The following is a 25,628-nucleotide window of genomic DNA, read 5'->3' as shown; positions in this document are numbered from 1 at the left end:
CCGCCTTACCGTGGCGTTTGCGGCAGCCGAGGCGCCAGCCGCCACATCGCGACCGCCCCCACCAGCGGCCCCAGGCCCAGCAGGGCGAAGGCCCCGCCGACACCCAGCGCCGCCATGGCGTAGGGCAAGGCCCCGATGACCACGGCCGTCAGCAGGAAGCCCATGGAGGTCTGCACCGTCAGCATGGTCCCGACGTAATCGGGCGGCGAGAGGGTCACGATGCAGGCGGAGAACTGTGCCGAATCCGCAACGACGGCGAAACCCCAGATGAAAGCGATCGCGATCGCGAACGCCGGCCAGGCCGCCGCCGGCCCGATCGCCGCCGCGCAGGCACCGGACACCACCATGCACACCGCCGCGACGCGCGCGCGGTTCCAGCGATCCGCCGCCCAGCCCGCCAGGACGCAGCCCAAGGCGCCGGCGGCCAGAACGCCGAACACCCAGGCCCCCACCTGCGGCCGCCCGAGCAGGCCCGCCAGGAACACCCCGATCCAGGCCCACATCGCGTAGAGTTCCCACATGTGGCCGAGATACCCGAGGTTCGCGAGGCGCAGCCCCGGGTTCCGCCACGCCTCGAGCATCTGCGCCGGCCGGAAGGGCGGCCGCGCGCCGAGCAGCGGCCCGGGCCGGAAGCCCAGCACCAGCGAGGCCCCCGCCGCCGCCAGCACCCCTGCCCCGCCATAGGCCGCCCGCCAGTCGAGCGAACCCAACAGCGTCGGCAGCAGATGCGGCAGCGCGGAACCGAGCGTCAGCGCCCCCACCACGATGCCGATCAGCAGCCCGAGGTCCCCCTTGGCCCAGGACGCCGCGAGCTTCATCCCGACCGGGTAAACGCCCGCCATCGTCGCCCCGGCGACGAAGCGCAGGACGACCGCGGCCGTGCCTGACGGCGCCACCACCGTCTGCGCCAGCGTCGCCGCCGCGGCGACCAGCGCGCAGGCCATGTAGAACCGCCGTGGATCGAGCCGGTCCGCCAGCGACAACGCCGCGCTGACCAGCGTTCCCGCGACGAAGCCAAGCTGTACCGCCGCCGTCAGCAGCGCCGCGCGACCTGGCGTGACGAGCCCCGAGGCGATCAGCCCCGGCACCGCCGCCGTGCCGGCGAACCACACGGCCAGCACCAGCACGATGGAAGCGGACAGCAGCGCCAGGTTCCGGCCCTTGCTGTCCGCCGCCGGCATCACGCGCGGAGCACCGCGCCGGTGGCCTTGGCGACCGCGGCGACGACCCGGTCGGCCACGGCCTCGATCTGGGCGTCGGTCAGCGTCGCCTCGCGCGGCTGCAGCGTCACCTGGATGGCGAGGCTCTTCGACCCCTCCGGCACGCCCTTGCCGCGATAGACGTCGAACAGCACGACATCGGTGATCAGCGCCTTGTCGGCGCCGCGCGCGGCGCGCAGCAGGGCCTCGGCGGTCACCTTGTCCTCGACGATGAAGGCGAAGTCGCGCCGCAGCGGCTGGAAGGCCGGCAGGTCGGGCGCGCCCTTCTTGCGGCGCTTGGGCTCGGCGACGGCGTCGAGGAAGACCTCGAAGGCCACCGCCGGACCGGGGAGGTCCAGCGCCTCGAGCACCTTGGGGTGGATCTCCCCGAAGGTGGCGAGAATCGTCTTCGGCCCCTGCCGCACCACGCCGGAGCGACCCGGATGGTAGAAGCCCGGCGCATCGGCCGTGACCTGAAGCGCTGCCATCGGCACGCCAAGCGCGGCGAGCACCGCCAGCGCATCGCCCTTCGCATCCATGGCATCGACGCCGCGCGAGGCTTCCGCCCAGTGCCGCGGCGTCGCGCCGTGCCGCACGCCCGCGGCGACCGAGGCCTGCCCGTCCGGCGTGATGTCGCGATAGGCCGCGCCGAGCTCGGCGAGCCCCACATCGGCGAAGCCGCGCGCCGCGTTGCGCGACGCCGCCAGCAGCAGGGAGGCCACCGGCGTCGGCCGCATCTGGTCGAGATCCGCCGCGATCGGGTTCACCAGGCGCAGCGCATCGGGCGTGGCGCCGAACAGGGCCGCGGTCTTCGCCTCCATGAAGGCGAAGGTCACGCTTTCCTGCATGCCGCGCGCGGCGAGCACGCGCCGCGCCAGCGCGGCCCGCGCCTGCTTCGGCGTGAAGGCCGCCGGCGGGATGACGCCGCTCGTCGGCAGCGAGACCGCCGGCACGGCATCGAGGCCGCCGAGGCGCAGCACTTCCTCGACCAGGTCGCATTCCGGCTCGATCGCCGCGCAGCCTTCCGCGGCCTTCGCCGCACGGGCAGGGTCCAGCCCCGCGAACTGCGCCAGCGCCCCGCCGCCGGCGCGATAGGCCGATAGGTCGGAGGCGACGTCGTTGCGCCAGGACGGCACCGCGACGGTCACGCTCGCCGAATCCCGCGCCTGCACCGCGAAGCCGAGGCGCTCAAGCCGCGCGACCGACTCACCCGCCGGCAGGTCGAGCCCGCCATAGGACGCCACGCGCTCGAAGCGCAGCGTGGCGGAGCGCTTCCAGGCCGGCTCGGCGCCGGCTTCGGAGATCTCGCTCGCCTCGCCGCCGCAAAGCTCGATGATCATCCGCGTCGCCGCCTCCAGCGCATCCGGCAGGAAGGCGGGGTCGAGGCCGCGCTCGAACCGCGCGCGGGCATCGGTGCGCACGTCGTGCCGACGGCCCGAGAGCGCGATGCGCACCGGGTCGAACAGCGCGCATTCGATGAAGCATTCGGTCGTGCTCTCGTCGCAGCCCGAGTGCTCGCCGCCGATGACGCCGCCCAGGGCTTCCGGCCCGGCCTCGTCGGCGATGACGCCGTCCTCGGCCGTCAGCGCGTAGTCCTTGCCGTTCAGCGCGGTCAGCGTCTCGCCGTCGCGCGCCATGCGCATCGTCAGGTTCGTGCCCTTCACCTTCGCCACGTCGAAGACGTGCAGTGGGCGGCCGAGGTCGAAGGTGAAGAAGTTGGTGATGTCCACCAGCGCGCTGATCGGCCGCAGGCCGATCGCCACCAGCCGGTCCTGCAGCCACTTCGGCGAGGGCCCATTCTTCACGCCCCGCACCGCGCGGCCGAGCACCCAGAGACAGGCGCGCGGGTCCTCGATCTTCCAGTTCAGCGGCGCCTTGTAGGTCGCGGCGGCCTTCGGCGCCGACCACGGCTTCAGCGTGCCGAGCCCGGCCGCCGCCAGGTCCCGCGCCACGCCGCGCACCGACAGCGCATCGCCGCGGTTCGGCGTGACGCTGATCTCGATGATCGGATCATCGAGGCCCGCCCACGTCACGTAGGACGCGCCGAGCGGCGCATCCGCAGGCAGGTCCACGATACCGGTGTGGTCGTCGCCGAGGCCCATCTCGCGCATCGACAGCATCATCGCCTCGGACTTCACGCCGCGGATCTCGCCCGCCTTCAGCGTGATGCCGGTGCCCGGGACGTATTCGCCCGGCAGCGCGGCGACGCCCATCATCCCCGTGCGCGCATTGGGCGCGCCGCAGACGACGGACAGTTCGCGCCCGTCGCCGATATCGACGCGCAGGTGGCGCAGGCGGTCGGCATTGGGGTGCTGCACCGCCTCGATGACGCGGGCGATGCGGAAGGAGGCGAGGGCCGCGCCACGATCCTCGATGCCTTCGACCTCGAGGCCGATGGCGTTCAGCGTGCGCGCGATCTCGTCGACCGAGGCCTCGGTCTCGAGATGGTCCTTCAGCCAGGAGAGGGTGAACTTCATCGGGTCAGTCCTGCGTCAGAGCCTCGGAGGGGCCGTGCCCCTCCGAACCACCCCACCAAAGGCCAAAGGGCCTTTGGAAACCAATTCCTTGGCGGGTGGCGCGGTCACGGGTCCCGAGGGCCTTTCGGCCCTCGGCGGGGGAGCGCGAGGGGGCGGCGCCCCCTCGCAGGTCACACCCCTTCATGCAGCGTCGCCGGCGCCAGCGGATCCGCGCCGTAATGGCGCAGCCAGCGGATATCGGCCTCGTAGAAGGGCCGCAGGTCCGGGATGCCGTGCTTCAGCATGGTGATGCGCTCGATGCCCATGCCGAAGGCGAAGCCCTGCCACTCGCGCGGGTCGATGCCGCAATTGGCCAGCACCTTCGGGTGCACCATCCCCGAGCCCAGGATCTCCAGCCAGTCGCCGCCCTTGCCCAGTTCGCCGGTCTTGCGCGACCAGCCGATGTCCACCTCCATCGAGGGCTCGGTGAACGGGAAGTAGGACGACCGGAAGCGCACCGGCAGGTCGGCGATGCCGAAGAAGGCGCGCAGGAAGTCGATCAGGCAGCCCTTGAGGTGGCCGAGGGTGATGCCGCGGTCGATCACCAGGCCCTCGACCTGGTGGAACATCGGCGAATGCGTCGCGTCGTGGTCGGCGCGGTAGGTGCGCCCCGGGACGATCACGCGGATCGGCGGTTCCTGGGACAGCATGGTGCGGATCTGCACAGGCGACGTATGCGTGCGCAGCACCGGCCGCTTCCCGTCCACTTCCGGCAGGTAGAAGGTGTCGTGGTCCTGCCGCGCCGGGTGGTGGTCGGGGATGTTGAGCGCGCCGAAATTGTACCAGTCGCCCTCGATGTCCGGCCCCTCCGCGACCTTGAAGCCCATGGCGCCGAACAGGGCCGTGAGTTCCTCCATCGTCCGCGCGATCGGGTGGATGCCGCCATCGGCGGCGGTACCGGGGGCTGACGCGCGCGGCGGCAGCGTGACGTCGATGCGCTCGGCCGCAAGGCGCGCATCGAGCGCCGCTGCGTCGAGCACCACGCGGCGCGCCTCTATGGCGGCCTCGATCGCGCCCTTCAGGCGGTTCAGCGCGGCGCCGCGCTCCTTGCGCTGCTCGGCGGGCACGGCGCCCAGCCCCTTGAGCAGGCCCGTGAGGCTGCCGGACTTGCCGAGCACCCCCACGCGCACCGCATCCAGCGCGCGGAGATCCGCGGCGGCGGCAAGGGCGGTTTCGGTCTCGGCCTGCAGGGAAGCGAGGTCGTCGGTCATTGGCACCATGTCCGGAAAGCACGAAGGGCCGCGCCCCGGTCACCCGGGATGCGGCCCTCTGCTAAACGCTGTTGTGGTCCCGGGAAACCCCCGGGACCGGCGGCATCAGGCGAGCTTCGCCTTCGCCTGCTCGACCAGCGCCGCGAAGGCCGCCGGTTCGTCGAAGGCGAGCGCCGCCATCACCTTGCGGTCCATCTCGATCCCCGCCGCCTTGATGCCGGCGATGAAGCGGGAATAGGTCAGGCCGTGCTCGCGGACCGCGGCATTGATGCGCTGGATCCAGAGGCCACGGAACTCCCGCTTCTTGTTGCGGCGGTCGCGATAGGCGTACTGCAGCGCCTTCTCGACGCGCTCGAGCGCGGGGCGGTAGGCGGTCGAGGACCGGCCGACATAGCCCTCGGCGAGCTTGAGGACCTTCTTGTGACGGGCGTGCTTGGTGACGCCCCGCTTAACACGAGCCATGGTGCGTCCCCTTCCTTACCGGTCCAGCCCGTAGGGCAGCCACTGCTTCACGGTGTCGCCGTCCTGCTTGTCCAGGACGTACATGCCGCGATTCTGGCGCTTCATCTTGTTGGTCTTGGCCGTCAGCATGTGGCGCTTGTTGCCGGCGCCGGCCTTGACCTTGCCCGTGGCGGTCAGTCGGAAGCGCTTCTTCACGCTCGACTTCGTCTTCATCTTGGACATTTGGCCCTCCTATTCGGGGTCGGCGCGTCCGGGACCATCGCACCATGCGACGGGGACGCGTGTTCCCGGCCGGGCATGTCCATGGGGCCACGACGCGGGAGGCGGGCGTATAGCGGGGGGCGGAGGCCGGGGCAAGGGGCGCGGGCCCGCGGCATGGAAACCGGCCCTTCATCCCTTCGGGCGATGGTGGATGCCCTGTCTCCCGCCGGGACGGAAGGCCTGCCCTTGCCCCACGACCTCGCCCTGCCCGCCGATACGCTCGACCAGGCGCTCGCGCCCCACTTCGCGGCCCTGCGGGGCTTCGTCGACCGCCGGATCGCCGAACTCAGCGCCGAGATCGCCTCCTCCGTGCAGCTCATGGGCATGGGGGAGGACGCGATCACCGCCCGCATCGCCGAGGTCCATGCCCAGATCGCCCGGCTGATCGCCATCCCCGCGACCGGGGCACGCAATTCCGGCCTGGAACTGGAAGCGGTGGTCCAGGCGACCGAGGCCGCCGCCGACACCATCCTCGAAGCGGCCGAGGCCATCCAGGCCTGGCTCGACCACGGCGCGCGGGACCCCGAGGCGATCGCCGCCCTGACCGAGCGGGTGAACGCCATCTTCCAGGCCTGTTCCTTCCAGGACCTGACGGGCCAGCGCATCCGCCGCGCCATCCGCCAGCTCCAGCAGGTCGAGACGATGCTCGAAGGCCTGGTCCCCGGCGCCGTCGCGCCGATCGCCACGCAGGTCGAGGTCCGCGGCGCGGCCCCGACCGTCGCCGACCCGGAAGCGCCCGACCTTGCCCAGGCCGAGATCGACCGGCTGATGGGCGGCTGACCCGCGCCATCCGCGGGTTCCGGCGGGGCCTCCGCCGCTCTATATGCGGGTCAGGATGATCCCGTTCCGCAAGATGCATGGCCTGGGCAACGACTTCGTCGTGCTGGACGCGCGCGCCGGCGCCCTGCCCGTCACGCCCGCCCGCGCGGCCGCGATCGCGGACCGGCATTTCGGCATCGGCTGCGACCAGTTCATCGTCATGGAACCGCCGCCCGCCGGTGCCGACGTCTTCATGCGCATCCGCAACCCGGACGGGTCCGAGGCCGGGGCCTGCGGCAACGCCACGCGGTGCATCGCCGCCCTGGTGGCGGACGAGCGCGGCGCCGACCGCGTCGTCGTCCGCACCATCGCCGGCGACCTGCCGGTGGAACGCCTGCCCGGCGGCCTCTGGCGCGCCGACATGGGCCCGGCGCGGCTCGGCTGGCGGGAGGTGCCGCTGGCCCGAGAGGTCGACACGCTGCACCTGCCGCTCGCCCTCGGGCCGGTAGCCGATCCGGCGGCCTGCTCCATGGGCAATCCGCACGCGACCTTCTTCGTCGACGACTTCGACGCCATCCCGGTGACCGAGATCGGCCCACGGCTCGAGCACGACGCGATCTTCCCCGACCGCGCCAATATTGGCTTCGCCCAGGTGCTGGCGCCGGACCGCATGCGGCTGGTGATCTGGGAACGCGGAGCGGGGCTGACGCTGGCCTGCGGATCGGGCGCCTGCGCGGCGATCGTCAACGCGGTCCGCCGCGGCCTAACCGGCCGGCGCGCCACCGTCACCATGCCCGGCGGCGACCTGGTCATGGAATGGCGCGAGAGCGACGGCCATGTGCTGATGACCGGCCCGGTCGCCACCGCCTTCACCGGCACGCTGGACCTGGGCGCCTACGGATCATGACCGTCGAGGTCCTGACCTTCGGCTGCCGCCTCAACACCTATGAATCCGAGGCGATGCGCGACCTGGCCACCAAGGCCGGGCACGCGGGCGCCATCGTGGTCAACACCTGCGCCGTCACCGCCGAGGCCGAGCGCCAAGCCCGCCAGGCGATCCGCCGCGCCCATCGCGACAACCCCGGCGCGCGGATCATCGTCACCGGCTGCGCCGCCCAGATCGCGCCCGAGAAGTGGTCCGCGATCCCGGGCGTCGAGCGCGTCATCGGCAATGCCGACAAGCTGAAGCCCGAGACCTGGGCGGGGCTCGACGCGCCGCCGGCGCCGGTCACCGACATCATGGCGGCGACGGAGACGGCGGCGCATCTGGTCACCGAATTCGCCGGCCGGGCGCGGGCCTTCGTGCAGGTCCAGCAGGGGTGCGACCACCGCTGCACCTTCTGCGTCATTCCCTTCGGCCGCGGGCCGTCCCGCTCGGTGCCGATCGGCGCCGTGGTCGAGCAGGTGCGCGCGCTGGTCCAGGCCGGCTACCGCGAGGTCGTGCTGACCGGCGTCGACATCACCTCCTACGGCCCCGACCTGCCAGGCCGGCCGAGCCTGGGGCAGATGGTCCGGCGGCTGCTGGCGCTGGTGCCGGAACTGCCGCGGCTGCGGCTGTCGTCTCTGGACCCCGTGGAAGTCGATGAGGATCTCTGGCGCCTGATCGCCGAGGAACCGCGGCTGATGCCGCATCTGCACCTGTCGCTGCAGCACGGCGCCGACCTGATCCTGAAGCGGATGAAGCGGCGGCACCTGCGCTCGGATGCCATCGCGCTCGCCGAACGGGCCCGCCGGCTGCGCCCGGACATGGTCTTCGGCGCCGACCTGATCGCCGGCTTCCCGACCGAGACCGAGGAGCACTTCGCCGACACCCTCGCCCTCGTGGAGGAGTGTGGCCTGAGCTTCCTGCACGTCTTCCCGTATTCCGAGCGCCCGGACACCCCCGCCGCGCGCATGCCGCAACTGCCCGTGCCCGTCCGCAAGGAACGCGCCGCCCGGCTGCGCGAGGCCGGCGCCAAAGCCGCCGCGCGCCTCTTCGCCGCCCGCATCGGGCGGGAGGAAACCGTGCTCTTCGAACATGCCGATCGCGGCCACACCGAGCAGTTCGCGCCGCTGCGTCTCGCCAGCGGCGCCGCGACGCCGGGCGAGATCTGCCGCCTTCGCGTGACCGCCGCGACCGGCGATGCCCTGCTGGCGGAGGCCGCCTGATGCTGAAGAACCTGTTCAGCCGCTTCCGGGGCGCCGAGCCCGAGGAACAGCCCCGGCCGCCCGAACTGCCGATCCCCGGCCCGCCCGAGGCCCCTCCCCCCGGCCCCGAGACGCCCGAGCCCGGCCCGGCGGAGACCCCGCCCTCGGTCCCCGAGCCGATGCCGGAGCCGATCCCGGTCGAGATCCCCCCACCCACCGCGCTTGCCGCCGATCCGCCCGCGGACGACCCCGCCCCCGCCAAGGGGGGCTGGTTCTCTCGCCTCAAGGCCGGCCTGGCGCGCTCCACGGCGAAACTCACGGACAGCGTTACCGGCCTCTTCACGAAGCGGAAGCTGGATGATGCGGCGCTCGAGGAGCTCGAGGAGACGCTGATCGCCGCCGACCTCGGCGTCGCGGCCTCGCGTCGCATCGTCGAGGGCTTCCGCCGCACCCGCTTCGGCAAGGAAGTCAGCGACGAGGAGGTGAAGGCGACGCTCGCCGAGGAGATCGCCGCCATCCTGGCGCCGGTCGCGCAGCCCATGACGCTCGACACCGCCCGCGCGCCGCATGTCGTGCTGGTCGTCGGCGTGAACGGCACCGGCAAGACGACGACCATCGCGAAGCTCGGCAAGCAGTATCGCGACCAGGGGCTGAAGGCCGGCTTCGTCGCCGGCGACACCTTCCGCGCCGCCGCCGTGGAGCAATTACAGGTCTGGGCCGATCGCACCGGCGCGCGCTTCTTCCCGCCCGCCAAGCCGGGCGCCGACGCCGCGGGCCTCGCCTTCGACGCGCTCACCACGGCGAAGCAGGAAGGCCTGGACGTGCTGCTGGTCGACACCGCCGGCCGGCTGCACAACAAGTCCGCGCTGATGGAGGAACTGCGGAAGGTGATCCGCGTCATCCGCCGCGTGGATGAGACGGCGCCGCATTCCGTGCTGCTCGTGCTCGATGCCACCACCGGCCAGAACGCCGTCCAGCAGGTGAAGGTGTTCAAGGAGATGGTGGACGTCACCGGCCTCGCGGTGACGAAGCTCGACGGCTCTGCCAAGGGCGGCATCGTCGTCGCCCTCGCCCAGGATTTCGGCCTGCCCGTGCATGTGGTGGGCGTGGGCGAGAAAGCGGAGGACCTCAGGCCGTTCGAGGCGCGGGACTTCGCCCGCGGCCTGCTGGGGCTGGACTGACACCCGCCCGTGGCGCCATCGTCCGCGCCATGAAGAACAAGCCAGCCGCGCGCACCCCGATCCCCGACATCAACACCCTGCCCGAGGACATCCGCACGCGGATCCTGACGGTGCAGGAGAAGTCGGGCTTCATCCCGAACGTCTTCCTGATGCTCGCGCACCGGCCGGAAGAATTCCGCGCCTTCATGGCCTATCACGACACGCTGATGGACAAGTCGGAAGGGCTGACCAAGGCGGAACGCGAGATGATCGTCGTCGCGGTCTCCTCGCGGAACCAGTGCCAGTATTGCGTTGTGGCGCATGGCGCGATCCTGCGCATCCGCGCCAAGAACCCGCTGATCGCCGACCAGATCGCGGCGAACTGGCGCAAGGCGGACATCACCGACAAGCAGAAGGCGATGCTCGAATTCGCGCTGAAGGTCACCGATCGTGCCAACGAGGTGAACGACGACGACCACAAGGCGCTGCGCAAGGCCGGCTTCGACGACGAGGCGATCTGGGACATCGCGGCGATCGCCGCCTTCTTCGGCATGTCCAACCGGCTCGCGAACGTGACCAGCCTGCGGCCGAACGACGAATTCTATGCGATGGGGCGCGGCTGAGATGACCGAAGTGCGTTGGGAACGATTGACCGCCCCGGAACTGCGCGCCCTCGCTGCACGCGACGCCGTCGTGGTCGTGCCGGTCGCGAGCCTCGAGCAGCATGGGCCGCACCTGCCGGTCTGGACCGATTCCTTCATTGGCCACTCCGTCAGCGTCCGCGCGGCGGAACTCTGCGCCGACCTGCCGGCGGTGGTGACGCCGCCGATGTGGCTCGGCCTGTCCGAGCACCACTTCCCTTTCGGCGGCACGATCAGCCTCGACTACGCGACCTTCGCCGGCGTGCTCCGCTGCATCGTGCGTTCGCTGCTCGCGGACGGTTTCTCCAAGGTGATGCTGTTCAACAGCCATGGCGGCAACAACGAGCCGCTGGCCGTGGCCGCGCGCGAACTCGCGCATGAATTCGGCATTCCGGTGCTGACGACCTCGATCACGCGCGTTGCGCCGGACGCGATCAGCCAGGCGCTGACGGCCCAGCCCGGCATCGCCCATGCCTGCGAAGGCGAGACCAGCATCTGGATGCATCTCGACCCCGCCCAGGTGCGCATGAACGAGATCGCGAACTCCGTCTCCCCCAGCGCGCCGCCGGCCAATCCGGCGATCACGCGCTTCTGGTCCTTCAGCGAGCGCGCGCCCGTGACTGGCGTGCGGGGCGATGCCCGTGCCGCGACGCCGGAGAAGGGCAAGGCGATCTTCGAGGCCATGGCCGAGGGGCTGGCCAAGGAACTGCGCAATCCGGCGAACTGGTCCCCGCCCGACGACGTCTGGCGGCGGGGCCGCGCGCAGGGACCGCGGTGATCCCACCCTGGTTCGGGCAATGGGAGAGTGCGGACAGGATCGCGCAGATCCTGTCCGGCGCGCTGAAGGCCGCCGATGACCCGCTATGGCACCGCTCGGGCGCCGGCAGCGCCGCGGAATACGAGACCTGGGCGGACCATCTCTGCGGCGTCGCCTGCCTGCGCATGGCGCTGGCGGCGCGCGGCCTGACGCCGCCGCGCGCCTTCGACCTGGCGCGGGACCTGACGGTGCGCGGCGGCTACGTGGTCCAGCCGGACGGCTTCATCCGCGGCCTGATCTACGCGCCCGCCGTCGCCTGGCTGCGCGAGGTCCCGCGCCTACCCGCCGAGGTGCGCGTCGACGTGCCGGCCGAGGAGATCGCCTCCCTCGTCGCGAATGGCGGGCTGTTCATCGCCTCGGTCCATCCCTGGGTGCGACGCGGGGAGGTGGAACCGCCCTCCCGCGGCGGCCACCTGGTGCTGGTCTTCGGCACCGCGGACGGCGCGCTGCGCTTCCACAATCCCTCGGGCGACACGCCTGCATCGCAGGCCGATGCACGCCTGCCGATCGCGGCCTTCGCGCGGCACTACGCCGGGCGCGGGATCTACCTGCCCTAGACGCCCCGCCCGCGCAGGAAGGCGCCGGCCGAGGCCAAAGCCCGCCGCCCATCCGTCAGCCGCGCCGACCACAGCATCCAGGCATGGATCATGTGCGGCCAGACCTCGAGCCGCACCGGAACATCCGCCGCGCCAAGCCGGCCCGCGATGCGCACGGCATCGTCGAGCAGGGTCTCCGCCGAGCCCACCTGCACCAGCACCGGCGGCAGCCCGCGCAGGTCGGCATGGAGCGGCGAAACCAGCGGATCGGCGCGGTCCGCCCCACCGCAATAGGCCCCCGCGAGTTCCTCGAGGTAGCCGCGATGAATCAGAGGATCGACCGCATCCTTGGTCTCCATCGTCGCCCCGGTCATCGCCAGGTCCACCCAGGGCGAGGCGAGCCAGGCGCAGCCCGGCAACGGCCGCCCCGCGTCGCGCAGCGAGACCATCAGCGCCAGCGACAGGCCGCCTCCCGCGCTGTCCCCGCCCACCGCGATATCCTGCGGCGCGAAGCCCTGGGCCAGCAGTGCCTCGAAGGCCGCGCGCGCGTCGTCGAGGGCGGCCGGGAACGGGTTCTCCGGCGCCAGGCGGAACCCCAGCGCCAAGGTCCGGATTCCGGCCGCCTTCCCCACGCCGCCCGCCATGGTGCGGTGACTGACGATCGAACCCGAGCAATACCCCCCGCCATGGAGGAACAGCAGCACGCGCGACGCGTCGCTGCCCGGTGCCGCCGACCATTCGGCCGGGATGCCGGCGATCTCGGCCGGCGTGAAGGTGATGCCGGGCGGGATGCCATCGGCGGCGCAGACCTCCTCCATCCGCGCACGCCGCTGCGTCCAGCCCACGGGGCGCGGGCGGCCGGTCAGCAAGGCGCGGACGCTGTCGATCTCGGCCATGGACAACCCTTCCGCTGTCGTTCCGGCAACGCTCGCATGGCACGCCGGCCAGACGGAAGCAGTCCGGGCCTCTCGCTTGCGTCGCGGCCGTTTCCCGCCCATCTCGGTGGCATGTCCGACCTGCTGCGCGTCCAGCCCGACCCGTCCGACCCACGCCTGACGCGCCGCGTCACCGGCATCGACCACACCGGCAAGCCGGTCGAGACCAGCGTCACCGTCGAACGCCCGCTCACGCTCTACCTGAACGGACAGGAGATCGTGACGATGATGACGATCCTCGACCGGCCCGAGGACCTCGCCATCGGCTACCTGCTGAACCAGGGCATGCTGCGCCACGACGCGGTGGTGACGGGTGTCGACTACGACGATGACCTCGGCGTGGTGGTGGTGCGCACGCCCGAGCGGACCGACTTCGAGCAGAAGCTCCGCAAGAAGACGCTGACCTCGGGCTGCGCGCAGGGCACGGCCTTCGGCGACCTGATGGAAGGCTTCGCGCAGGTGCAGCTGCCGCAGGCCGAGCTGCGCACCTCATGGCTCTATCGGCTGCTGCACCGGATCAACACGCTGCCGACGCTTTATCTGGAGGCCGGCGCGATCCATGGCTGCGCGCTGTGCTGGCAGGACCAGCCGGTCGTCTACATGGAGGATGTCGGCCGCCACAACGCGGTGGACAAGATCGCCGGCTGGATGTTCCGCAACGGCGAGACCGGCGGCGACAAGATCTTCTACACCACCGGCCGCCTGACCTCCGAGATGGTGATCAAGACCGTGCGCATGGGCATCCCGATCCTGGTCTCGCGATCGGGCTTCACCGCATGGGGCGTCGAGTTGGCGCGCGAAGCCGGCCTGACGCTGATCGGCCGCTGCAAGGGCAAGCGCTTCGTCGCGCTGGCGGGGCAGGACCGCATCGTCTTCGACGCCGACCTCTCCTACGTCGAGGAGGAGAGTGCCAAGCACTGGCGCAAGAACAGCGCCGAGGCGATGGCGGCCGGCGATGAGGGCTGACACGCTCGGCGTCGTCCTCGCGGGCGGCCTGGCGCGGCGGATGGGCGGCGGGGACAAGCCGCTGCGGGTGCTCGGCGGGAAGCCGATGCTCGAACACGCGCTGGGGCGGCTCGCGCCGCAGGTCGCGGCGGTGATCGTGAACGCCAATGGCGACCCGGCACGCTTCGCGGGCTATGGCCTGCCGATCGTGCCGGACGGGCTGCCGGACCATCCCGGACCGCTCGCGGGCATCCTCGCCGCGCTCGACTGGGCGGCGGAACATCGGCCGGACCTGCCATGGGTCGTCTCGGTGCCCGGGGATTCACCCTTCATCCCGGGCGACCTCGTCGCGCGGCTGCATGCGGCGCGGGAAGCGGCGGGTGTGCCGCTGGCCTGCGCGCGATCGGGCGGACAGACGCACCCGCCGGTCGGCCTCTGGCCCGTCGCTCTGCGGTCCGACCTGCGCGCCGCGCTGACCGGCGGCGAGCGCAAGATCGACCGATGGACCGCCCGCCATGGCTGCGCCCATGCGGACTGGCCCGACCGCCCCGTCGACCCCTTCTTCAATGCCAATGCACCCGAGGATCTCGCCGCGGCCGAGGCCCTGCTGCCGCTGTTGCAAGCGGACCTCGCCGCCCCCATAGAACAGCCCTGAAGCCATGAGGGGAGCGCCATCATGAAGGCCATCGTTTCCGGCATCGCCGTCGCGGTCATCGTCGCCGTCGGCGCGGCCTATGTCCTCGACACCAAGGTCCAGGAGACCGCCCAGGTCGCCTTCACCACGAGCGGCGCGCGCATCTGACGCGCGCCTATCGAAGCAGGGCCGCGACCCCAAGCCCCACGAGGCCGACGCCGACCAGCGCGGCGAGCCCCGGCCGACCGGGGATCTCAACGTACCGCGACGGCGCGCGCGGGTCGTAGAGGATCGTCACCGGCCCCGGCCCGTCCCGCCGCGCCAAATCGCGGAGGCTGTTCGTCGGCACGCTGACCGGGGATCCGTCCGGCAGCACGAAGTCGAAGCGCCAGGCCGGCCCCGCCGCGGTCGGCTGGAACTGGACCGTCGCTTGCGCGCGCCGCCAGCGCATCCGCCGCCACAGGCTGCGGATGTCCCGCCGCAGCAGCACCAGCCCCAGCAGGCACAGCAGCAGCCCCGAGGCCGCGGCCGGCACTCAGAGGATGCCGGCGAAGGGCAGCACCGTGAGGCGATCGCCGGGCGCGACCTCGGTCACCGCCTCGGGCAGCTCCGCGAAGCCATCGGATTCCGTGAGCGAGGACAGCAGTCCCGCCCCCTCGCGCGGGAATTTCCGCGCCGTGGTCAACCCGTCCTGCGTCGCGAGGGTGACGCGGACGTATTCGCGCCGCCCCGCCTTCTTGCGATAGGCGAAATCCGCCACGGCGCCGACCCGCGGCAGCGGCCGGTCGGCAGCGCCTGCGAGGCGCATCAACAACGGCCGCGCCAGGTGCAGGAAGCACACCACCGCCGCCACCGGATTGCCCGGCAGCCCGACCACCGGCGTGCCGGCCACCACGCCCATCGCGGCGGGCCGGCCCGGCTTCACAGCGAGCCGCCAGAACACCAGCCGCCCCTGCGTCCCGATCGCCGCGCGGACATGGTCCTCCTCGCCGGTCGAGACGCCGCCGCTCGTCAGCAGAAGGTCATGGTGGCCGGCGGCGGCGGCCAGCGCCTGGGCGGTGTGCTCGCGGTCGTCAGGGAGGATGCCGAGGTCCACCGCCTCGCAGGGCAGGCCCGCGAGCAGCGCCAGCAGGGTGAAGCGGTTGCTGTCATAGGTCCGCGCCGGGCCGAGCGGCGAACCCGGTTCCATCAGCTCGTCGCCGGTGGAGAACACGCCGATCCGCGGCCGCCGCCGCACCGCGAGCGTGCGCTGGCCGAGCGCCGCGGCAAGCCCGATCTCCGCCGGGCCGAGCAGCCGGCCCGCGGTCAGTGCGACGGACCCCTTGGCGACGTCCTCGCCCGCCGGGCGGGCATTGGCGCCGCGTTTCAGGCCATCCGGCACCAGGATCGAACGGCCGGTGTGGCGCACATCCTCCTGCATGACGCAGGTGTCGGTGCCATAGGGCATGGGCGCGCCGGTGAAGACGCGCACGGCCTCGCCCTGACCGACCGGGCGCGCCGGCACATGCCCGGCGGCGACGCGCCCGGCTTCGTCGAGGCGCGTCTCGGACCCGTAGGCGAGGTCGTCGTGGCGGAAGGCCCAGCCATCCACCGCGGCGTTGAAGAAAGGCGGCAGCGGGATCGACGCGACCAGGTCGCGCGCCAGCACGCGGCCACGCGCGGCGGCGAGGGGCACCTGCTCGGCGGCCACGGCCGGCGGGACGCGCTCGGCGATCAGCGCCTGCGCTTCCTCCACCGACATCAGCGCGCCACCGAAGGCGAAGCAGTCGTCGCTGAGCTGCGCCATTCAGGCCTCCTGCCGCACGGCCCAGGCGATGTCGGCGACCGGCACCGCATGCGCCAGCACCAGCGCCGCGACCGCCCCCACATCGTCGAGATGCGCGCGGGGCAGATCGTAGGGCGGCGCGACGTCCGAGGCGACGGCGACGATCCCCGGCATGTCGGGCCGCATCCAGGGCTTGTCGTTCGCCGCGCGGTGCACCTCGATCTTGGGGTGCAGGTCGCGCTTGAAGCCTTCCACGATCACCAGGTCGACCGGGTCCATGCGCGCGAGCAGCTCGCGCAGCGTCGGTTCCCGCGCGGTGCGGAGTTCCGTCATCAGCGCCCAGCGCGCGCCCGATGCGACCATAACCTGCTGCGCGCCGGCGCGGCGGTGCTCATACGAATCCTTGCCCGGCGTATCGACGTCGAAGCGGTGATGCGCGTGCTTGAGGGTGGAGACGGCGAGCCCGCGCCCGATCAGCGCAGGCAGCAGCTTCACCATCAGCGTGGTCTTGCCCGCCCCGCTCCAGCCGGCGAGGCCGATGATCCGCGTCAATTCCGCATCCCCCGAAAATGCGACGGGCGCCCGGCCTGAACCGCGCGCCCGCCCGTCATGCGACCCGAAGGGGGCGCGGTCAATCGGCGCCGGCCGCCTTGGCCGAGGCCGGAGGCACCGCGCCGCGGCCCTTCGCCATCTCCTCCTCGACCCAGAGGTTGTGGTGCTGCTTCGCCCAGTTGAGGTCGACCTGGCCCGTCGTCATGGCATCGACCGCGCCGTCCATCCCCACCGTGCCGATGTAGATGTGCGCCAGCATCACCGCGATCATCAGCACCGAGAGGATGCTGTGCACGATGTGGCTGAGCTGCATGCCCTGGATATCGGTAAAGAAGAAGGGGAAGACGAGCATGTAGCCGGACACCGCGACGACGGCGCCGCCCAGCACGGTGATCCAGAAGATCCCCTTCTGCCCGGCGTTGAAGCGGCCGCTGTCCGGATGCGCGTTGCCGACCAGCCCGCCGCCCGCCTTCAGCCAGCGGATGTCGGTGCCGTTCGGGATGTTGTCCTTGATCCAGAGCAGCAGCATGAAGACCAGGCCGAGCGTGAAGGGAAAGGCCAGGAAGTTGTGCGCCATCTTTCCCCAGTGGCTGACCTCGGTGAACGCCTCGGGCCCCACCACCGGCAACAGGACGTGCCGGCCGAAGGTCAGGTTCAGACCCGACAGCGCGAGGATGATGAAGCAGGACGCCACCATCCAGTGATTGGCGCGCTCGAAGGCGTTGAAGCGCTGGATGGTGCGGCCGGCGGGACCGCCCTCGATCGGGATGCGGCCCTTCACCATGCGGAAGACGGTCAGCAGCGCGAGCATGCCGACCACCGCGATGCCGCCCACCCAGGCGAGCGTCACGTTGTGGAAGGCGCGCCATTCGCGGCCCTGCGGCTGGATCAGGTTGGCCGCGCGCTGGTCGGGGATGGAGATCCGCCCATGCACGGGATTGCCGGTCAGCAGGGACTGGATCGCCAGTTCGTCGGCGACCGAAGGCTCGCGCGGGGTGCCCTGCGCGAAGGCCGGGATCGCCGCGCCCATCATCAGCGCGGCGAGCAGGGCGAGGATGCGGATCTTCATCGCGTCGCTCTCCCTCAGATCGCCACGGTTTCGCGATAGGCGGTGCGCCAGCCCCAGGCGCCGGCGCCATAGCCGCGGCGCTGCACGCGCTCGCGGTAGATCTGGGCGATCACCTCCCCGTCGCCGGCGAGCAGCGCCTTGGTCGAGCACATCTCCGCGCAGAGCGGCAGCTTGCCTTCCGCGATGCGGTTGGCGCCGTACTGGATGAACTCGGCCTCGGAGTTGTCGGCCTGCGGGCCGCCGGCGCAGTAGGTGCACTTGTCCATCTTGCCGCGGCTGCCGAAGTTGCCGATGCGCGGATACTGCGGCGCACCGAAGGGGCAGGCGTAGAAGCAGTAGCCGCAGCCGATGCACAGGTCCTTGTCGTGCAGCACGATGGCATCGGCCGTCGTGTAGAAGCAGGACACCGGACACACGGCGGCACAGGGCGCGTCCGTGCAGTGCATGCAGGCCATCGAGACGGAACGCTCGCCCGGCTTGCCGTCGTTCAGCGTGACGACGCGCCGGCGGTTGATGCCCCAGGGCACCTCGTTCTCGTTCTTGCACGCCGTGACGCAGGCGTTGCACTCGATGCAGCGGTCGGAGTCGAGAAGGAACTTCATGCGGGCCATAATCGTGTTCCTCCCTTACGCCGCGCGGATCTGGCAGAGCGTGACCTTCGTCTCCTGCATGAAGGTCACCGGATCGTAGCCGTAGGTCGTGACGGCATTCACGGATTCACCGAGCACGATCGGGTCGCTCCCCTGCGGATACTTGGATCGCTGGTCCTCCTGCATGAACCAGCCGGCGAAGTGGAAGGGCATCCAGGCGACGCCGGCGCCGACGCGCTCCGTCACCAGGGCCTTCACCTTCACGGCCTTGCCCTGCGGCATCTCGGGCCCGTTCACCAGCACCCAGGCGCCGTCGCGGATGTTCCGCGACGCCGCATCACGCGGGTTGATCTCGATGAACATGTCCTGCTGCAGCTCGGCCAGCCAGCGGTTCGACCGCGTCTCCTCGCCGCCGCCCTCGTATTCCACCAGGCGGCCGGAGGAGAGGATGATCGGGAAGTTCGGCGCGAGGTCCTTGGCGCGGTTCTGCACTGTCTGGCCGATGTTCGGCAGGCGGAAGCCGCGCCGATCGGACAGCGTCGGGTACTGCGCGATCAGGTCGGTGCGCGGGGTGTAGATCGGCTCGCGGTGCACCGGCACCGGATCCGGCAGGTTCCACGCATTGGCGCGGGCCTTGGCGTTGCCGTAGGCCATGACGCCATGTTCCATGGTCACGCGGATGATGCCCATGGACAGGTCGGTGGCCCAGGAGGCCGTCCCGCCCTGGCGCTGGATCGAGGCCTTCTCCTCCGCCGTCAGCTCCGCGTCCCAGCCAAGCCGCGCCATCACCGCGGTGGTGAATTCCGGATAGCCGTCGGTGAGCTCCGACCCCTTCGAGAAGGAGCCGTCGGCGAGCAGCGAGACGCCGTTGCGCTCGACGCCGAAGCGCGCGCGGAAGGTGCCGCCGCCTTCCTTCACGTGAAGGTTGGTGTTGTAGAGGATGTGGCTGCCCGGATGGCGCCATTCCGGCTTGCCCCAGCAGGGCCAGGGCAGGCCGTAGAAGTCGCCGCGGATCTCGGCCGGCGCATCGTCCTTCGCGCGCAGCGTCACCAGGTCGAACTTGTCCTGGTGCTGCATGTGCAGCTTCAGCCGCTCGGGCGACTGGCCGGTGTAGCCCGTGCTGATCGCGCCGCGGTTGATTTCGCGCAGGATGCTCTCGGCGGTCGGCGCGTTGTCCTTGATCTCGAGGTCCTTGAAGACTTCGGCCTGCATGCGGAAGGTCATGTTCCGCTTCTGCGCCGCGGCGTCGATCGCGCCGGCGAGGCGATACATCGCCTCGTAGTCGTCCTTGCTCTCGAAGATCGGCTTGACGACCTGGCTGCCCCACTGGATCGAGCGGTTGGACGCCGTGCGGCTGCCGTTGGTCTCGAACTGCGTGCAGATCGGCAGGAGGTAGGTGTTCTCGCGGCGGTTCGCGAGCACGGCGAAGGTCGTCGGATGCGGGTCCGCGACCACCAGCAGGTCGAGCTTCTCGAGCCCCTTCACCGCCTCGGGCATGCGGGTGACGGTGTTGCCGCCGTGCCCGAACACCATCATCGCCTTGAAGTTGTCGCGCTGGGCGAGGCCAGTCTGCGCGTTCACCGGCATCGTCACCGCGTCGAAGTAGCGCGTGGTGGGGATGCCGGGCGTCTCCATCATCGCCTTGCTGTCGAAGCGGGCGATCATGCTCTCGTAGGAAACGCCCCAGACGCGCGACCAGTGCCGCCACGCATTCTCATCGAGACCGTAATAGGCGGGCAGCGAGGTGACATCGAGGCCGAAATCGGTCGCGCCCTGCACGTTGCAGTGGCCGCGGAAGATGTTCGCCCCGGTGCCTTCCTTGCCGACATTGCCGGTGGCGAGCAGCAGGATCGAATAGGCGCGGACATTGGCCGTGCCGACCGTCTTCTGCGTGGCGCCCATGCACCAGATCAACGTCGAGGGCTTCTGGGTGGCGAACATCTCCGCCACCTTGCGCAGCTGCGCGCCCGGCACGCCGGTCACGCGCTCGACCTCGGCCGGGGTCCACTTCGCGACCTCGGCGCGGACGTCGTCCATGCCGTAGACGCGCTGGCGGATGAACTCCTTGTCCTCCCAGCCGTTCTGGAAGATGTGCCAGAGCATGCCCCAGATGATCGGGATATCGGTGCCCGGGCGGATGCGCACGTATTCGGTCGCGTGCGCCGCCGTGCGCGTGAAGCGCGGGTCGATGACGATCATGTTCGCACGGTTCATCTCCTTGCCGGAGAGGACGTGCTGCAGCGACACCGGATGCGCCTCGGCCGGGTTGCCGCCCATGATGATCATGGTCTTGGCGTTGCGGATGTCGTTGTAGGAATTGGTCTGCGCGCCGTAGCCCCAGGTGTTGGCCACGCCCGCGACCGTCGTCGAGTGGCAGATGCGCGCCTGGTGGTCGACGTTGTTGGTGCCCCAGAAGGCGGCGAACTTGCGGAAGAGGTAGGCGCCTTCGTTCGAGAATTTGGCGCTGCCGAGCCAGAAGACGGAATCGGGCCCGGAGGCCTGGCGCACCGCCATCAGCTTCTCGCCGATCTCGCCCAGCGCGGCGTCCCAGGTCATCCGCTGCCACTGGCCGTTCACCAGCTTCATCGGATACTTGATGCGGCGGTCGCCGTGGACGAGCTCGCGCACCGAGGCGCCCTTGGCGCAATGGGTGCCGCGGTTGATCGGGCTGGCATAGGTCGGCTCCTGGCCGACCCAGACGCCGTTCTGCACCTCGGCGGTGACGGTGCAGCCGACCGAGCAATGGGTGCAGATGTTCTTCACCCGCGTGATCGGCTTCGAGATATCGACCGGACCAGCCTTGGCCGGGCGCACCGTCGTCAGCGGAATGGCGCCGAGCGCGGACAGCCCGAAGCCGGTGACGCCCGCGCGCTTGAGGAAGGCGCGGCGGTCGAGCCCGCCCGAGGACAGTCCGGCATAGGCCGCGGCCAGGCGCTGCTTGCCGGCGCGGGCCTCGGAACGCTTGATCAGCATGGGGTTTCGCTCCCTCTTCTCTCGTCAGCCGCCGTAGCGGTTGGTGCGGTAGAAGTCCTGCACCTCGGCGCTGTTCGCCTGGTAACGGGCCTTCACGCGCTCGGCCTCGTTCTCCTTGCGGGCGATGCCGGCGGGCACCGAATCGGCGCGGACCCACTCCGCCGCCTCGGCCACGCCGCTCGCCGCCACGGTCGTCGCCGCCGCGGCGGCGCCACCCAGCCCGAGCGCCTTCAGGAGGCCACGGCGCTCAGCCACGTTCTTCTCGGTCCTGCTCATCTCATGCCTCTCCCCGGTCATCCTCATTGCGGCAGCTCCTGGGCTGCCTGCTCGATGTCCACCGCAACGCGCCCCAACTGCCCGACGGCGCGGTAGAAGCGCGCCGCCTGCGCCTGCTCGAGATCCGCGAAGAACCGCCCGGCCCAAGGCCGCAGATGCTTCGCGAAGAAGGCCTCGGCCTCGCCGGCCCCGCCATCGAAGCTGCCCGAGAGCAGCCCGGCATAGACCTCGCATTCCGATCCGATATGGTCCTCCGGCTCCGCCACGCCCTCGGCCTTCTCGAGGCCAAGGCGCGCGAGGTCGCCGCGAAGCTCCGCGAGCGGCCGTTCGTGCAGGAAGCCGGTGAGGTAGTAGGAGCCGAAGGGCATCAGCTCGCCGCGCCCGAGCCCGATGAAGAGGTCGTGGAATTCCCGCTCCGCCGAGACGGAATCGGCCGCGGCGGCGGCCCGCGCCAGCGCGCCATAGGCCTCCCCGAGCGGCGTGCGGTCCGCGCGCAGCGCGGCCAGCGCGTCGAGCAGGCGCGCATCCGGCGCCGCGACGAGCAGCCGTCCCAGCAAAGCGAAGAGCCGCGCGCGCTCCGTCGTCAGAGCGTCCGTCGCAGCCATGGCGGTGCCCTGGGCACTCATGCCGGGACCCGTCTCCCTCTCTCCCCAATTCCCGACTGATTTAGTTGTCCGCCCGCCGCAACACAATCCATTGAAATCATTGCGAGTTGTTGCGACCCACTCTCAACTAGGCAGCGCCGAGCCATGCCGCCGGCGCATGGGGTCCGGGGGCTCCGGAGCGGGCAACTCGACCGGCGCATCGGCCAGAAGCATCGGCGCATCCGCCGGCGGCTCAGCGGGTTCGAGGGGCGGTGGCGTCTCCTCCACGGTGTCTTCGCCATGCGCGGGACGCGCGGCGTCAGCGGGCGGCGCCGGCGCGTCGAGCCCCATCGCCTGCGCCAGCATCTTCTGAACGTCGCCCACGATATCGAGAGAGAAGCCCGGCACCCCGTCCGGCGAATTGTAGTCCCAGGCATAATCCGCCGGCCCGACGAAGTCGCGGATCGCCGGGTCGAGCGCCCAGGCCTTGCGCAGCGCGGCGCGCTTCAGCGCTTCCGGCACCTCCTTGCGGAGGAAGTCCCGGATGTCGCTCTCGATCGTCAGCGATTCGACCGGCGGGAGCGTGGCCGGATCGAAGGGCGGTTCCACCGGCAGGGGCGCCGCCGGCGGCGCGGCCGGCGCCTGGGCTGCGGAAGGCGCGGCCTGTGCCGCGACGGCAGGCGGCGCGGGCTGGGGTTCCGCCTCGTCCAGGCCGGCCTCGGCCGCGCGCTTGCGACGCGACCAGCGCGAGAGGAATCCCTCGCCGCTCACGGCCCGTCGACCCGTGACCGGCGGCCGAGTGCTTCGGTATCCGCCTTGTCGCGCTTGCGCTTGTGGAACTCGCGCTCCCGGTGGTGCTCGGCGACGAAGCGTTCCAGCAGCAAGCGCAGTCCGGGCGGCATGGGCAGGGCCTCGAGCAGGTCGGTGCCCGATTCGGCGTAGAGCTGCGCTTCCCCCGCATCGACCGTCACGGTCTTGAGCGCGAAGCCCGGCGCCTCGGCGACCGGGCGCAGCACCACCCAGGCCCGCGGCGGGTCCTGCTGCAGGTTGTGGATATAGTTGTCGGTGTCGGTCGGGTGCAGCGCGACCTCGGCCGTGCCGGCGAGGAACAGGGTGCGGCCGCTCTCCTCCCGCAGCACCGTCCAGGGTGGCGCCTCGGGCGCGTCCTCGATCACCTCGCGCGCCTGCCAGGCGTATTCGGCCCAGGGGGTCGCGCCGGGCCTGCGTTCCACCACCACACCGACCGGCACGCGCACGGTGCCAGGGATCTCGAGGCTCATGCCGCGGCCTCCTTCGCGACCAGCGGCAGGCCGGCGACGAGGTTCTGCGGCTTCATCCGCACCTTGTTCGCCGCATCCATCGCAAGTGCGAGGTAGACCGGCCGACCCGCCACGCGCGGCAGCACGCGCGACGCATCGCGGAATTCCAGCACGCCGAGCCAGAGGATCCGCGCCAGCCGTTCCTGCCGCACCTTCTTCCCGTGCCAGAGGTCGTTGGCGATCGCCGTCGCCTCGGCGTCGAGGCCGACATGCCAGGTCCAGGCACGGTCCTCGATCACCGGCACAGCCTGGATCGCGACCTCCTCCCCAAACATGTGGCGGATGAAGCGTTCCAGCATCCGCCCGATGCCGCGGCTGCCCTCGCGCCCCTCGGCGATGTCGAGGGCGAAGTCATGCGCGTCGGAGCGGCCGTGATAGGCGGTGCCGTTCGCCTCGTTCAGCACGTCGAGCTCGACCTCGCGCGGCGGGGCGCCGGCCTCGACCAGCAACTGCCCGAGCGCGCCGAAGCCGCCGTCGCGGCCGCGCATCTCGACCACCTCCTCGTCGGCGAGCAGCGTGGCACCCTGGTGGATGCCGGCGCGCTGGGTGCGGAAGAGCAATTCGCCGGCGCGCAGCACGAAGGGATCGCCCTCCCCCTCGAGCGCCGCCCGCGCAACGAGGTGCGTCAGCATCTGCAGCAGGATCGGCGGGACGCCGTCGACGCCCTCGCGATAGAGCGCAAGCCACGCTTCCTCGAGCGATGGCCGCGCCGCGACGCGGTCGCGAAAGGCAAGGAACTGGGCGAAATTCTCCTGCGCGTCGGCATCGGCCAGGGCGGCGATGCGCGCGGGGTCCACCGGGTGCGCCGGGTCCGCCATCAGCGCGGCGTGCAGGGCGCGCTCGGCGTCGCAGGCCTCCTCGGGTGGGATCAGCTCGGGACGCGCGAGGAAGGCGCGCCAGAGGTCCGGCGTGGCGGCGAGCCGCCCATGCTCGATGACGTCGCAAAGATGATGGCCGGAGGCGACCCAGAAATCGCCGGGGGACAGCAATTCGTTCAACGGCGGGTCCTCGCCATGGCCGCAAGGTCGGGATGCTGCACCGGTTCCTCCTCGCCTTCGACGCTGATGGCGGCGAAGACGGGCATGCTCTCATATTCGCGCGCCGCGCGCGGGCGCTCGTGCAGGGTGCGGAAGCGCTCGCGCACCTCGCCGCCCTCGGCGCTGCGGGCGAGTGCGACGATGGTGCCGGGCGGATGCTCGCAGAGCGATTCGGCGAAGGCGATCTCCTCCGCCGCCGCCGCCCGCGCCGCGGCCTCGTCCGGCGCGCCATAGGTCGCGCGCAGATGCGCCGCCAGCGCCGCGACCGCCGCCTCGCGCTGCGCCGCATCGGCCTCCGCGACCTCCACCAGCGTGGACCAGCCGAAGGAGCCGAGGCCGAGGAAGCCGGCGCGGAAGGCCTGGCGCCGCTTGCCCGAGAGCGATGCGAGGTCGTCGTCCCAGAAGCAGAAGCCGCCGGGCACAGCCCATTCGCCGGGCGCGGCCGCAAGCGGAAAGACCACCGCGTCGGAAGGATCGAGCCGGATGGTGCGCAGCAGCCGTGTCATGCCACCAGCGCCCCGGCGATCGGATGCCGCTCGGTCGCAGCGCCGCGGCGCAGCAGCAGGTCCCCCGTCGCCGGATCGAGCCCCCGCTGCGCGCCTTCCCCCAGCGCGGGGTCGAGCCGCGCCAGGTAGCGTTCCGCCAGCACGCGGAAGCCGCCGCCCTGCCAGTCGGCGAGGTTCGCCATCAGGTGCCGCGCCCAGCCCGCCGTCAGGTCGGTCGGCGTCGTGTCGTTGAAGCCTTCCTCGAACAGCGTGGTGCGGCCCGGATCGAGTCCCGGCTCGTCCTCCACCGGTGCGGCGAAAGCGACCTCGATGCCGGCCACCAGCCAGTCCGGCACGGCATCCTCGGCACAGCCGGGCGGTGCCGCGAGGTTCGCCCGCCCCACCAGCCCACCATTCACCCGGATGCCGCCCGGCCAGTCGAAGGTCAGCGGCAGTTCCGACGGGCCATAGGGCGCGACGGCATCGGCGAAGGCGACCATGGCCGCGAGCAGCGCCGGCCGCGCCGCGGCGAGCGTCTGTTCCGGCTCGAGCACGACCGCCGCCTCGATGCGCGACCAGGATCGCGCCCAGACCAGCGTGCCGGCGCCATGACGCGGCGCCTCGGCCACCGCGCGCGCCATCGCATCCCCCACCTCGCGCAGCGCGATGATGGGGGTGAAGACGCTCGGCAGATCGGGCAGGCCCTCGGACACGCCGCTCCCTCGCACTCCCGTGACGGGCGGCATATATGCGCGCAGCCCCCAAGGTCCAATCG

Annotated in this window: 29 protein-coding genes; 10 read left to right on the top strand and 19 right to left on the bottom strand. The window is 71.4% G+C overall.

Annotation, left to right across the window (positions count from 1 at the left end):
- Window positions 1-5 precede the first annotated feature (5 nt).
- From GWK15_RS07085 to rpmI, 5 genes are all read right to left on the bottom strand, one after another.
- Entirely contained in the window at window positions 6-1,181 is a 1,176-nt protein-coding gene (locus GWK15_RS07085) for an MFS transporter (protein WP_168041429.1), read from the bottom strand.
- On the bottom strand, window positions 1,181-3,676 hold the full coding sequence (gene pheT / locus GWK15_RS07080) for a phenylalanine--tRNA ligase subunit beta (protein WP_168040555.1): 2,496 nt from the start codon (window positions 3,674-3,676) through the stop codon (window positions 1,181-1,183). The genes GWK15_RS07085 and pheT overlap by 1 nt, the downstream gene beginning before the upstream one ends.
- Before the next feature lie 170 nt (window positions 3,677-3,846).
- Window positions 3,847-4,926 (bottom strand): phenylalanine--tRNA ligase subunit alpha, encoded by a 1,080-nt coding sequence (gene pheS, locus GWK15_RS07075; RefSeq protein WP_168040553.1) that lies wholly within the window; start codon window positions 4,924-4,926, stop codon window positions 3,847-3,849.
- Window positions 4,927-5,031: 105 nt separating this feature from the next.
- Entirely contained in the window at window positions 5,032-5,388 is a 357-nt protein-coding gene (gene rplT, locus GWK15_RS07070; RefSeq protein ID WP_168040551.1) for a 50S ribosomal protein L20, read from the bottom strand.
- Window positions 5,389-5,403: 15 nt separating this feature from the next.
- Window positions 5,404-5,610 (bottom strand): 50S ribosomal protein L35, encoded by a 207-nt coding sequence (gene rpmI / locus GWK15_RS07065; RefSeq protein WP_168040549.1) that lies wholly within the window; start codon window positions 5,608-5,610, stop codon window positions 5,404-5,406.
- Window positions 5,611-5,835: 225 nt separating this feature from the next.
- Here rpmI and GWK15_RS07060 point away from each other — a divergent pair, with 225 nt between their 5' ends.
- The 7 genes from GWK15_RS07060 to GWK15_RS07030 all read left to right on the top strand — a co-directional run bounded on the left by GWK15_RS07060 (window position 5,836) and on the right by GWK15_RS07030 (window position 11,710).
- Window positions 5,836-6,429, top strand: a complete 594-nt coding sequence (locus GWK15_RS07060) for a protein phosphatase CheZ (protein WP_245211498.1) — start codon at window positions 5,836-5,838, stop codon at window positions 6,427-6,429.
- Window positions 6,430-6,484: 55 nt separating this feature from the next.
- Window positions 6,485-7,315, top strand: a complete 831-nt coding sequence (gene dapF, locus GWK15_RS07055; protein ID WP_168040547.1) for a diaminopimelate epimerase — start codon at window positions 6,485-6,487, stop codon at window positions 7,313-7,315.
- On the top strand, window positions 7,312-8,556 hold the full coding sequence (gene mtaB, locus GWK15_RS07050; RefSeq protein WP_168040545.1) for a tRNA (N(6)-L-threonylcarbamoyladenosine(37)-C(2))-methylthiotransferase MtaB: 1,245 nt from the start codon (window positions 7,312-7,314) through the stop codon (window positions 8,554-8,556). Before dapF ends, mtaB begins: the two co-directional genes overlap by 4 nt.
- 158 nt (window positions 8,557-8,714) lie before the next feature.
- Window positions 8,715-9,716, top strand: coding sequence for a signal recognition particle-docking protein FtsY (ftsY, locus tag GWK15_RS07045; RefSeq protein ID WP_168041427.1), 1,002 nt, complete (start codon window positions 8,715-8,717; stop codon window positions 9,714-9,716).
- Between the two features lie 29 nt (window positions 9,717-9,745).
- Window positions 9,746-10,318, top strand: coding sequence for a peroxidase-related enzyme (locus tag GWK15_RS07040; RefSeq protein ID WP_168040543.1), 573 nt, complete (start codon window positions 9,746-9,748; stop codon window positions 10,316-10,318).
- A gap of 1 nt (window position 10,319) precedes the next feature.
- A complete protein-coding gene (locus tag GWK15_RS07035) occupies window positions 10,320-11,114 on the top strand; it encodes a creatininase family protein (protein WP_168040541.1) in 795 nt (264 codons plus the stop codon).
- Window positions 11,111-11,710, top strand: a complete 600-nt coding sequence (locus GWK15_RS07030) for a hypothetical protein (protein ID WP_338147206.1) — start codon at window positions 11,111-11,113, stop codon at window positions 11,708-11,710. Before GWK15_RS07035 ends, GWK15_RS07030 begins: the two co-directional genes overlap by 4 nt.
- Here GWK15_RS07030 and GWK15_RS07025 read toward each other — a convergent pair.
- Window positions 11,707-12,585, bottom strand: a complete 879-nt coding sequence (locus GWK15_RS07025) for an alpha/beta hydrolase (RefSeq protein WP_245211497.1) — start codon at window positions 12,583-12,585, stop codon at window positions 11,707-11,709. The genes GWK15_RS07030 and GWK15_RS07025 overlap by 4 nt on opposite strands.
- A gap of 111 nt (window positions 12,586-12,696) precedes the next feature.
- Here GWK15_RS07025 and fdhD point away from each other — a divergent pair, with 111 nt between their 5' ends.
- The 3 genes from fdhD to GWK15_RS26270 are packed head-to-tail and all read left to right on the top strand — an operon-like array spanning window position 12,697 to window position 14,371.
- A complete protein-coding gene (fdhD, locus tag GWK15_RS07020) occupies window positions 12,697-13,590 on the top strand; it encodes a formate dehydrogenase accessory sulfurtransferase FdhD (RefSeq protein WP_168040537.1) in 894 nt (297 codons plus the stop codon).
- Window positions 13,580-14,224, top strand: a complete 645-nt coding sequence (gene mobA, locus GWK15_RS07015) for a molybdenum cofactor guanylyltransferase MobA (RefSeq protein ID WP_168040535.1) — start codon at window positions 13,580-13,582, stop codon at window positions 14,222-14,224. Before fdhD ends, mobA begins: the two co-directional genes overlap by 11 nt.
- 21 nt (window positions 14,225-14,245) lie before the next feature.
- Window positions 14,246-14,371 carry a hypothetical protein gene (locus tag GWK15_RS26270; RefSeq protein ID WP_272870002.1) on the top strand — a complete coding sequence of 42 codons (126 nt, stop codon included), beginning with the start codon at window positions 14,246-14,248 and terminating at the stop codon, window positions 14,369-14,371.
- Window positions 14,372-14,378: 7 nt separating this feature from the next.
- Here GWK15_RS26270 and GWK15_RS07010 read toward each other — a convergent pair whose 3' ends face one another.
- From GWK15_RS07010 to GWK15_RS06950, 13 genes are all read right to left on the bottom strand, one after another.
- Entirely contained in the window at window positions 14,379-14,738 is a 360-nt protein-coding gene (locus GWK15_RS07010) for a hypothetical protein (protein ID WP_168040533.1), read from the bottom strand.
- The gene (locus tag GWK15_RS07005) at window positions 14,739-15,989 is read right to left on the bottom strand and encodes a molybdopterin molybdotransferase MoeA (RefSeq protein ID WP_168040531.1); all 1,251 of its coding nucleotides are present in this window, start codon (window positions 15,987-15,989) and stop codon (window positions 14,739-14,741) included.
- Window positions 15,990-16,520 (bottom strand): molybdopterin-guanine dinucleotide biosynthesis protein B, encoded by a 531-nt coding sequence (gene mobB, locus GWK15_RS07000; protein ID WP_168040529.1) that lies wholly within the window; start codon window positions 16,518-16,520, stop codon window positions 15,990-15,992. It lies immediately after the preceding gene.
- A gap of 79 nt (window positions 16,521-16,599) precedes the next feature.
- Window positions 16,600-17,589 carry a formate dehydrogenase subunit gamma gene (locus GWK15_RS06995; RefSeq protein ID WP_168040527.1) on the bottom strand — a complete coding sequence of 330 codons (990 nt, stop codon included), beginning with the start codon at window positions 17,587-17,589 and terminating at the stop codon, window positions 16,600-16,602.
- A gap of 14 nt (window positions 17,590-17,603) precedes the next feature.
- A complete protein-coding gene (fdh3B, locus tag GWK15_RS06990; RefSeq protein WP_456306835.1) occupies window positions 17,604-18,191 on the bottom strand; it encodes a formate dehydrogenase FDH3 subunit beta in 588 nt (195 codons plus the stop codon).
- Between the two features lie 24 nt (window positions 18,192-18,215).
- Window positions 18,216-21,152 (bottom strand): formate dehydrogenase subunit alpha, encoded by a 2,937-nt coding sequence (locus GWK15_RS06985; RefSeq protein WP_168040523.1) that lies wholly within the window; start codon window positions 21,150-21,152, stop codon window positions 18,216-18,218.
- Window positions 21,153-21,176: 24 nt separating this feature from the next.
- The gene (locus tag GWK15_RS06980; RefSeq protein ID WP_168040521.1) at window positions 21,177-21,428 is read right to left on the bottom strand and encodes a twin-arginine translocation signal domain-containing protein; all 252 of its coding nucleotides are present in this window, start codon (window positions 21,426-21,428) and stop codon (window positions 21,177-21,179) included.
- Between the two features lie 23 nt (window positions 21,429-21,451).
- On the bottom strand, window positions 21,452-22,054 hold the full coding sequence (locus GWK15_RS06975; RefSeq protein WP_168040519.1) for a TorD/DmsD family molecular chaperone: 603 nt from the start codon (window positions 22,052-22,054) through the stop codon (window positions 21,452-21,454).
- A gap of 102 nt (window positions 22,055-22,156) precedes the next feature.
- Window positions 22,157-22,783, bottom strand: coding sequence for a DUF3306 domain-containing protein (locus tag GWK15_RS06970; RefSeq protein ID WP_168040517.1), 627 nt, complete (start codon window positions 22,781-22,783; stop codon window positions 22,157-22,159).
- On the bottom strand, window positions 22,780-23,292 hold the full coding sequence (locus tag GWK15_RS06965; RefSeq protein WP_168040514.1) for a DUF3305 domain-containing protein: 513 nt from the start codon (window positions 23,290-23,292) through the stop codon (window positions 22,780-22,782). Before GWK15_RS06965 ends, GWK15_RS06970 begins: the two co-directional genes overlap by 4 nt.
- Window positions 23,289-24,329, bottom strand: a complete 1,041-nt coding sequence (locus GWK15_RS06960; RefSeq protein WP_245211496.1) for a DUF6352 family protein — start codon at window positions 24,327-24,329, stop codon at window positions 23,289-23,291. The genes GWK15_RS06965 and GWK15_RS06960 overlap by 4 nt, the downstream gene beginning before the upstream one ends.
- Window positions 24,326-24,874 (bottom strand): DUF6505 family protein, encoded by a 549-nt coding sequence (locus GWK15_RS06955; protein ID WP_168040512.1) that lies wholly within the window; start codon window positions 24,872-24,874, stop codon window positions 24,326-24,328. Before GWK15_RS06955 ends, GWK15_RS06960 begins: the two co-directional genes overlap by 4 nt.
- Window positions 24,871-25,566 carry a biotin/lipoate--protein ligase family protein gene (locus GWK15_RS06950; protein ID WP_168040511.1) on the bottom strand — a complete coding sequence of 232 codons (696 nt, stop codon included), beginning with the start codon at window positions 25,564-25,566 and terminating at the stop codon, window positions 24,871-24,873. The genes GWK15_RS06955 and GWK15_RS06950 overlap by 4 nt, the downstream gene beginning before the upstream one ends.
- Window positions 25,567-25,628: the final 62 nt, after the last annotated feature.

It is taken from the genome of Neoroseomonas oryzicola (assembly GCF_012163135.1).
GTDB lineage: Bacteria > Pseudomonadota > Alphaproteobacteria > Acetobacterales > Acetobacteraceae > Neoroseomonas > Neoroseomonas oryzicola.
This window is presented reverse-complemented; position numbering and strand designations above follow the sequence as displayed.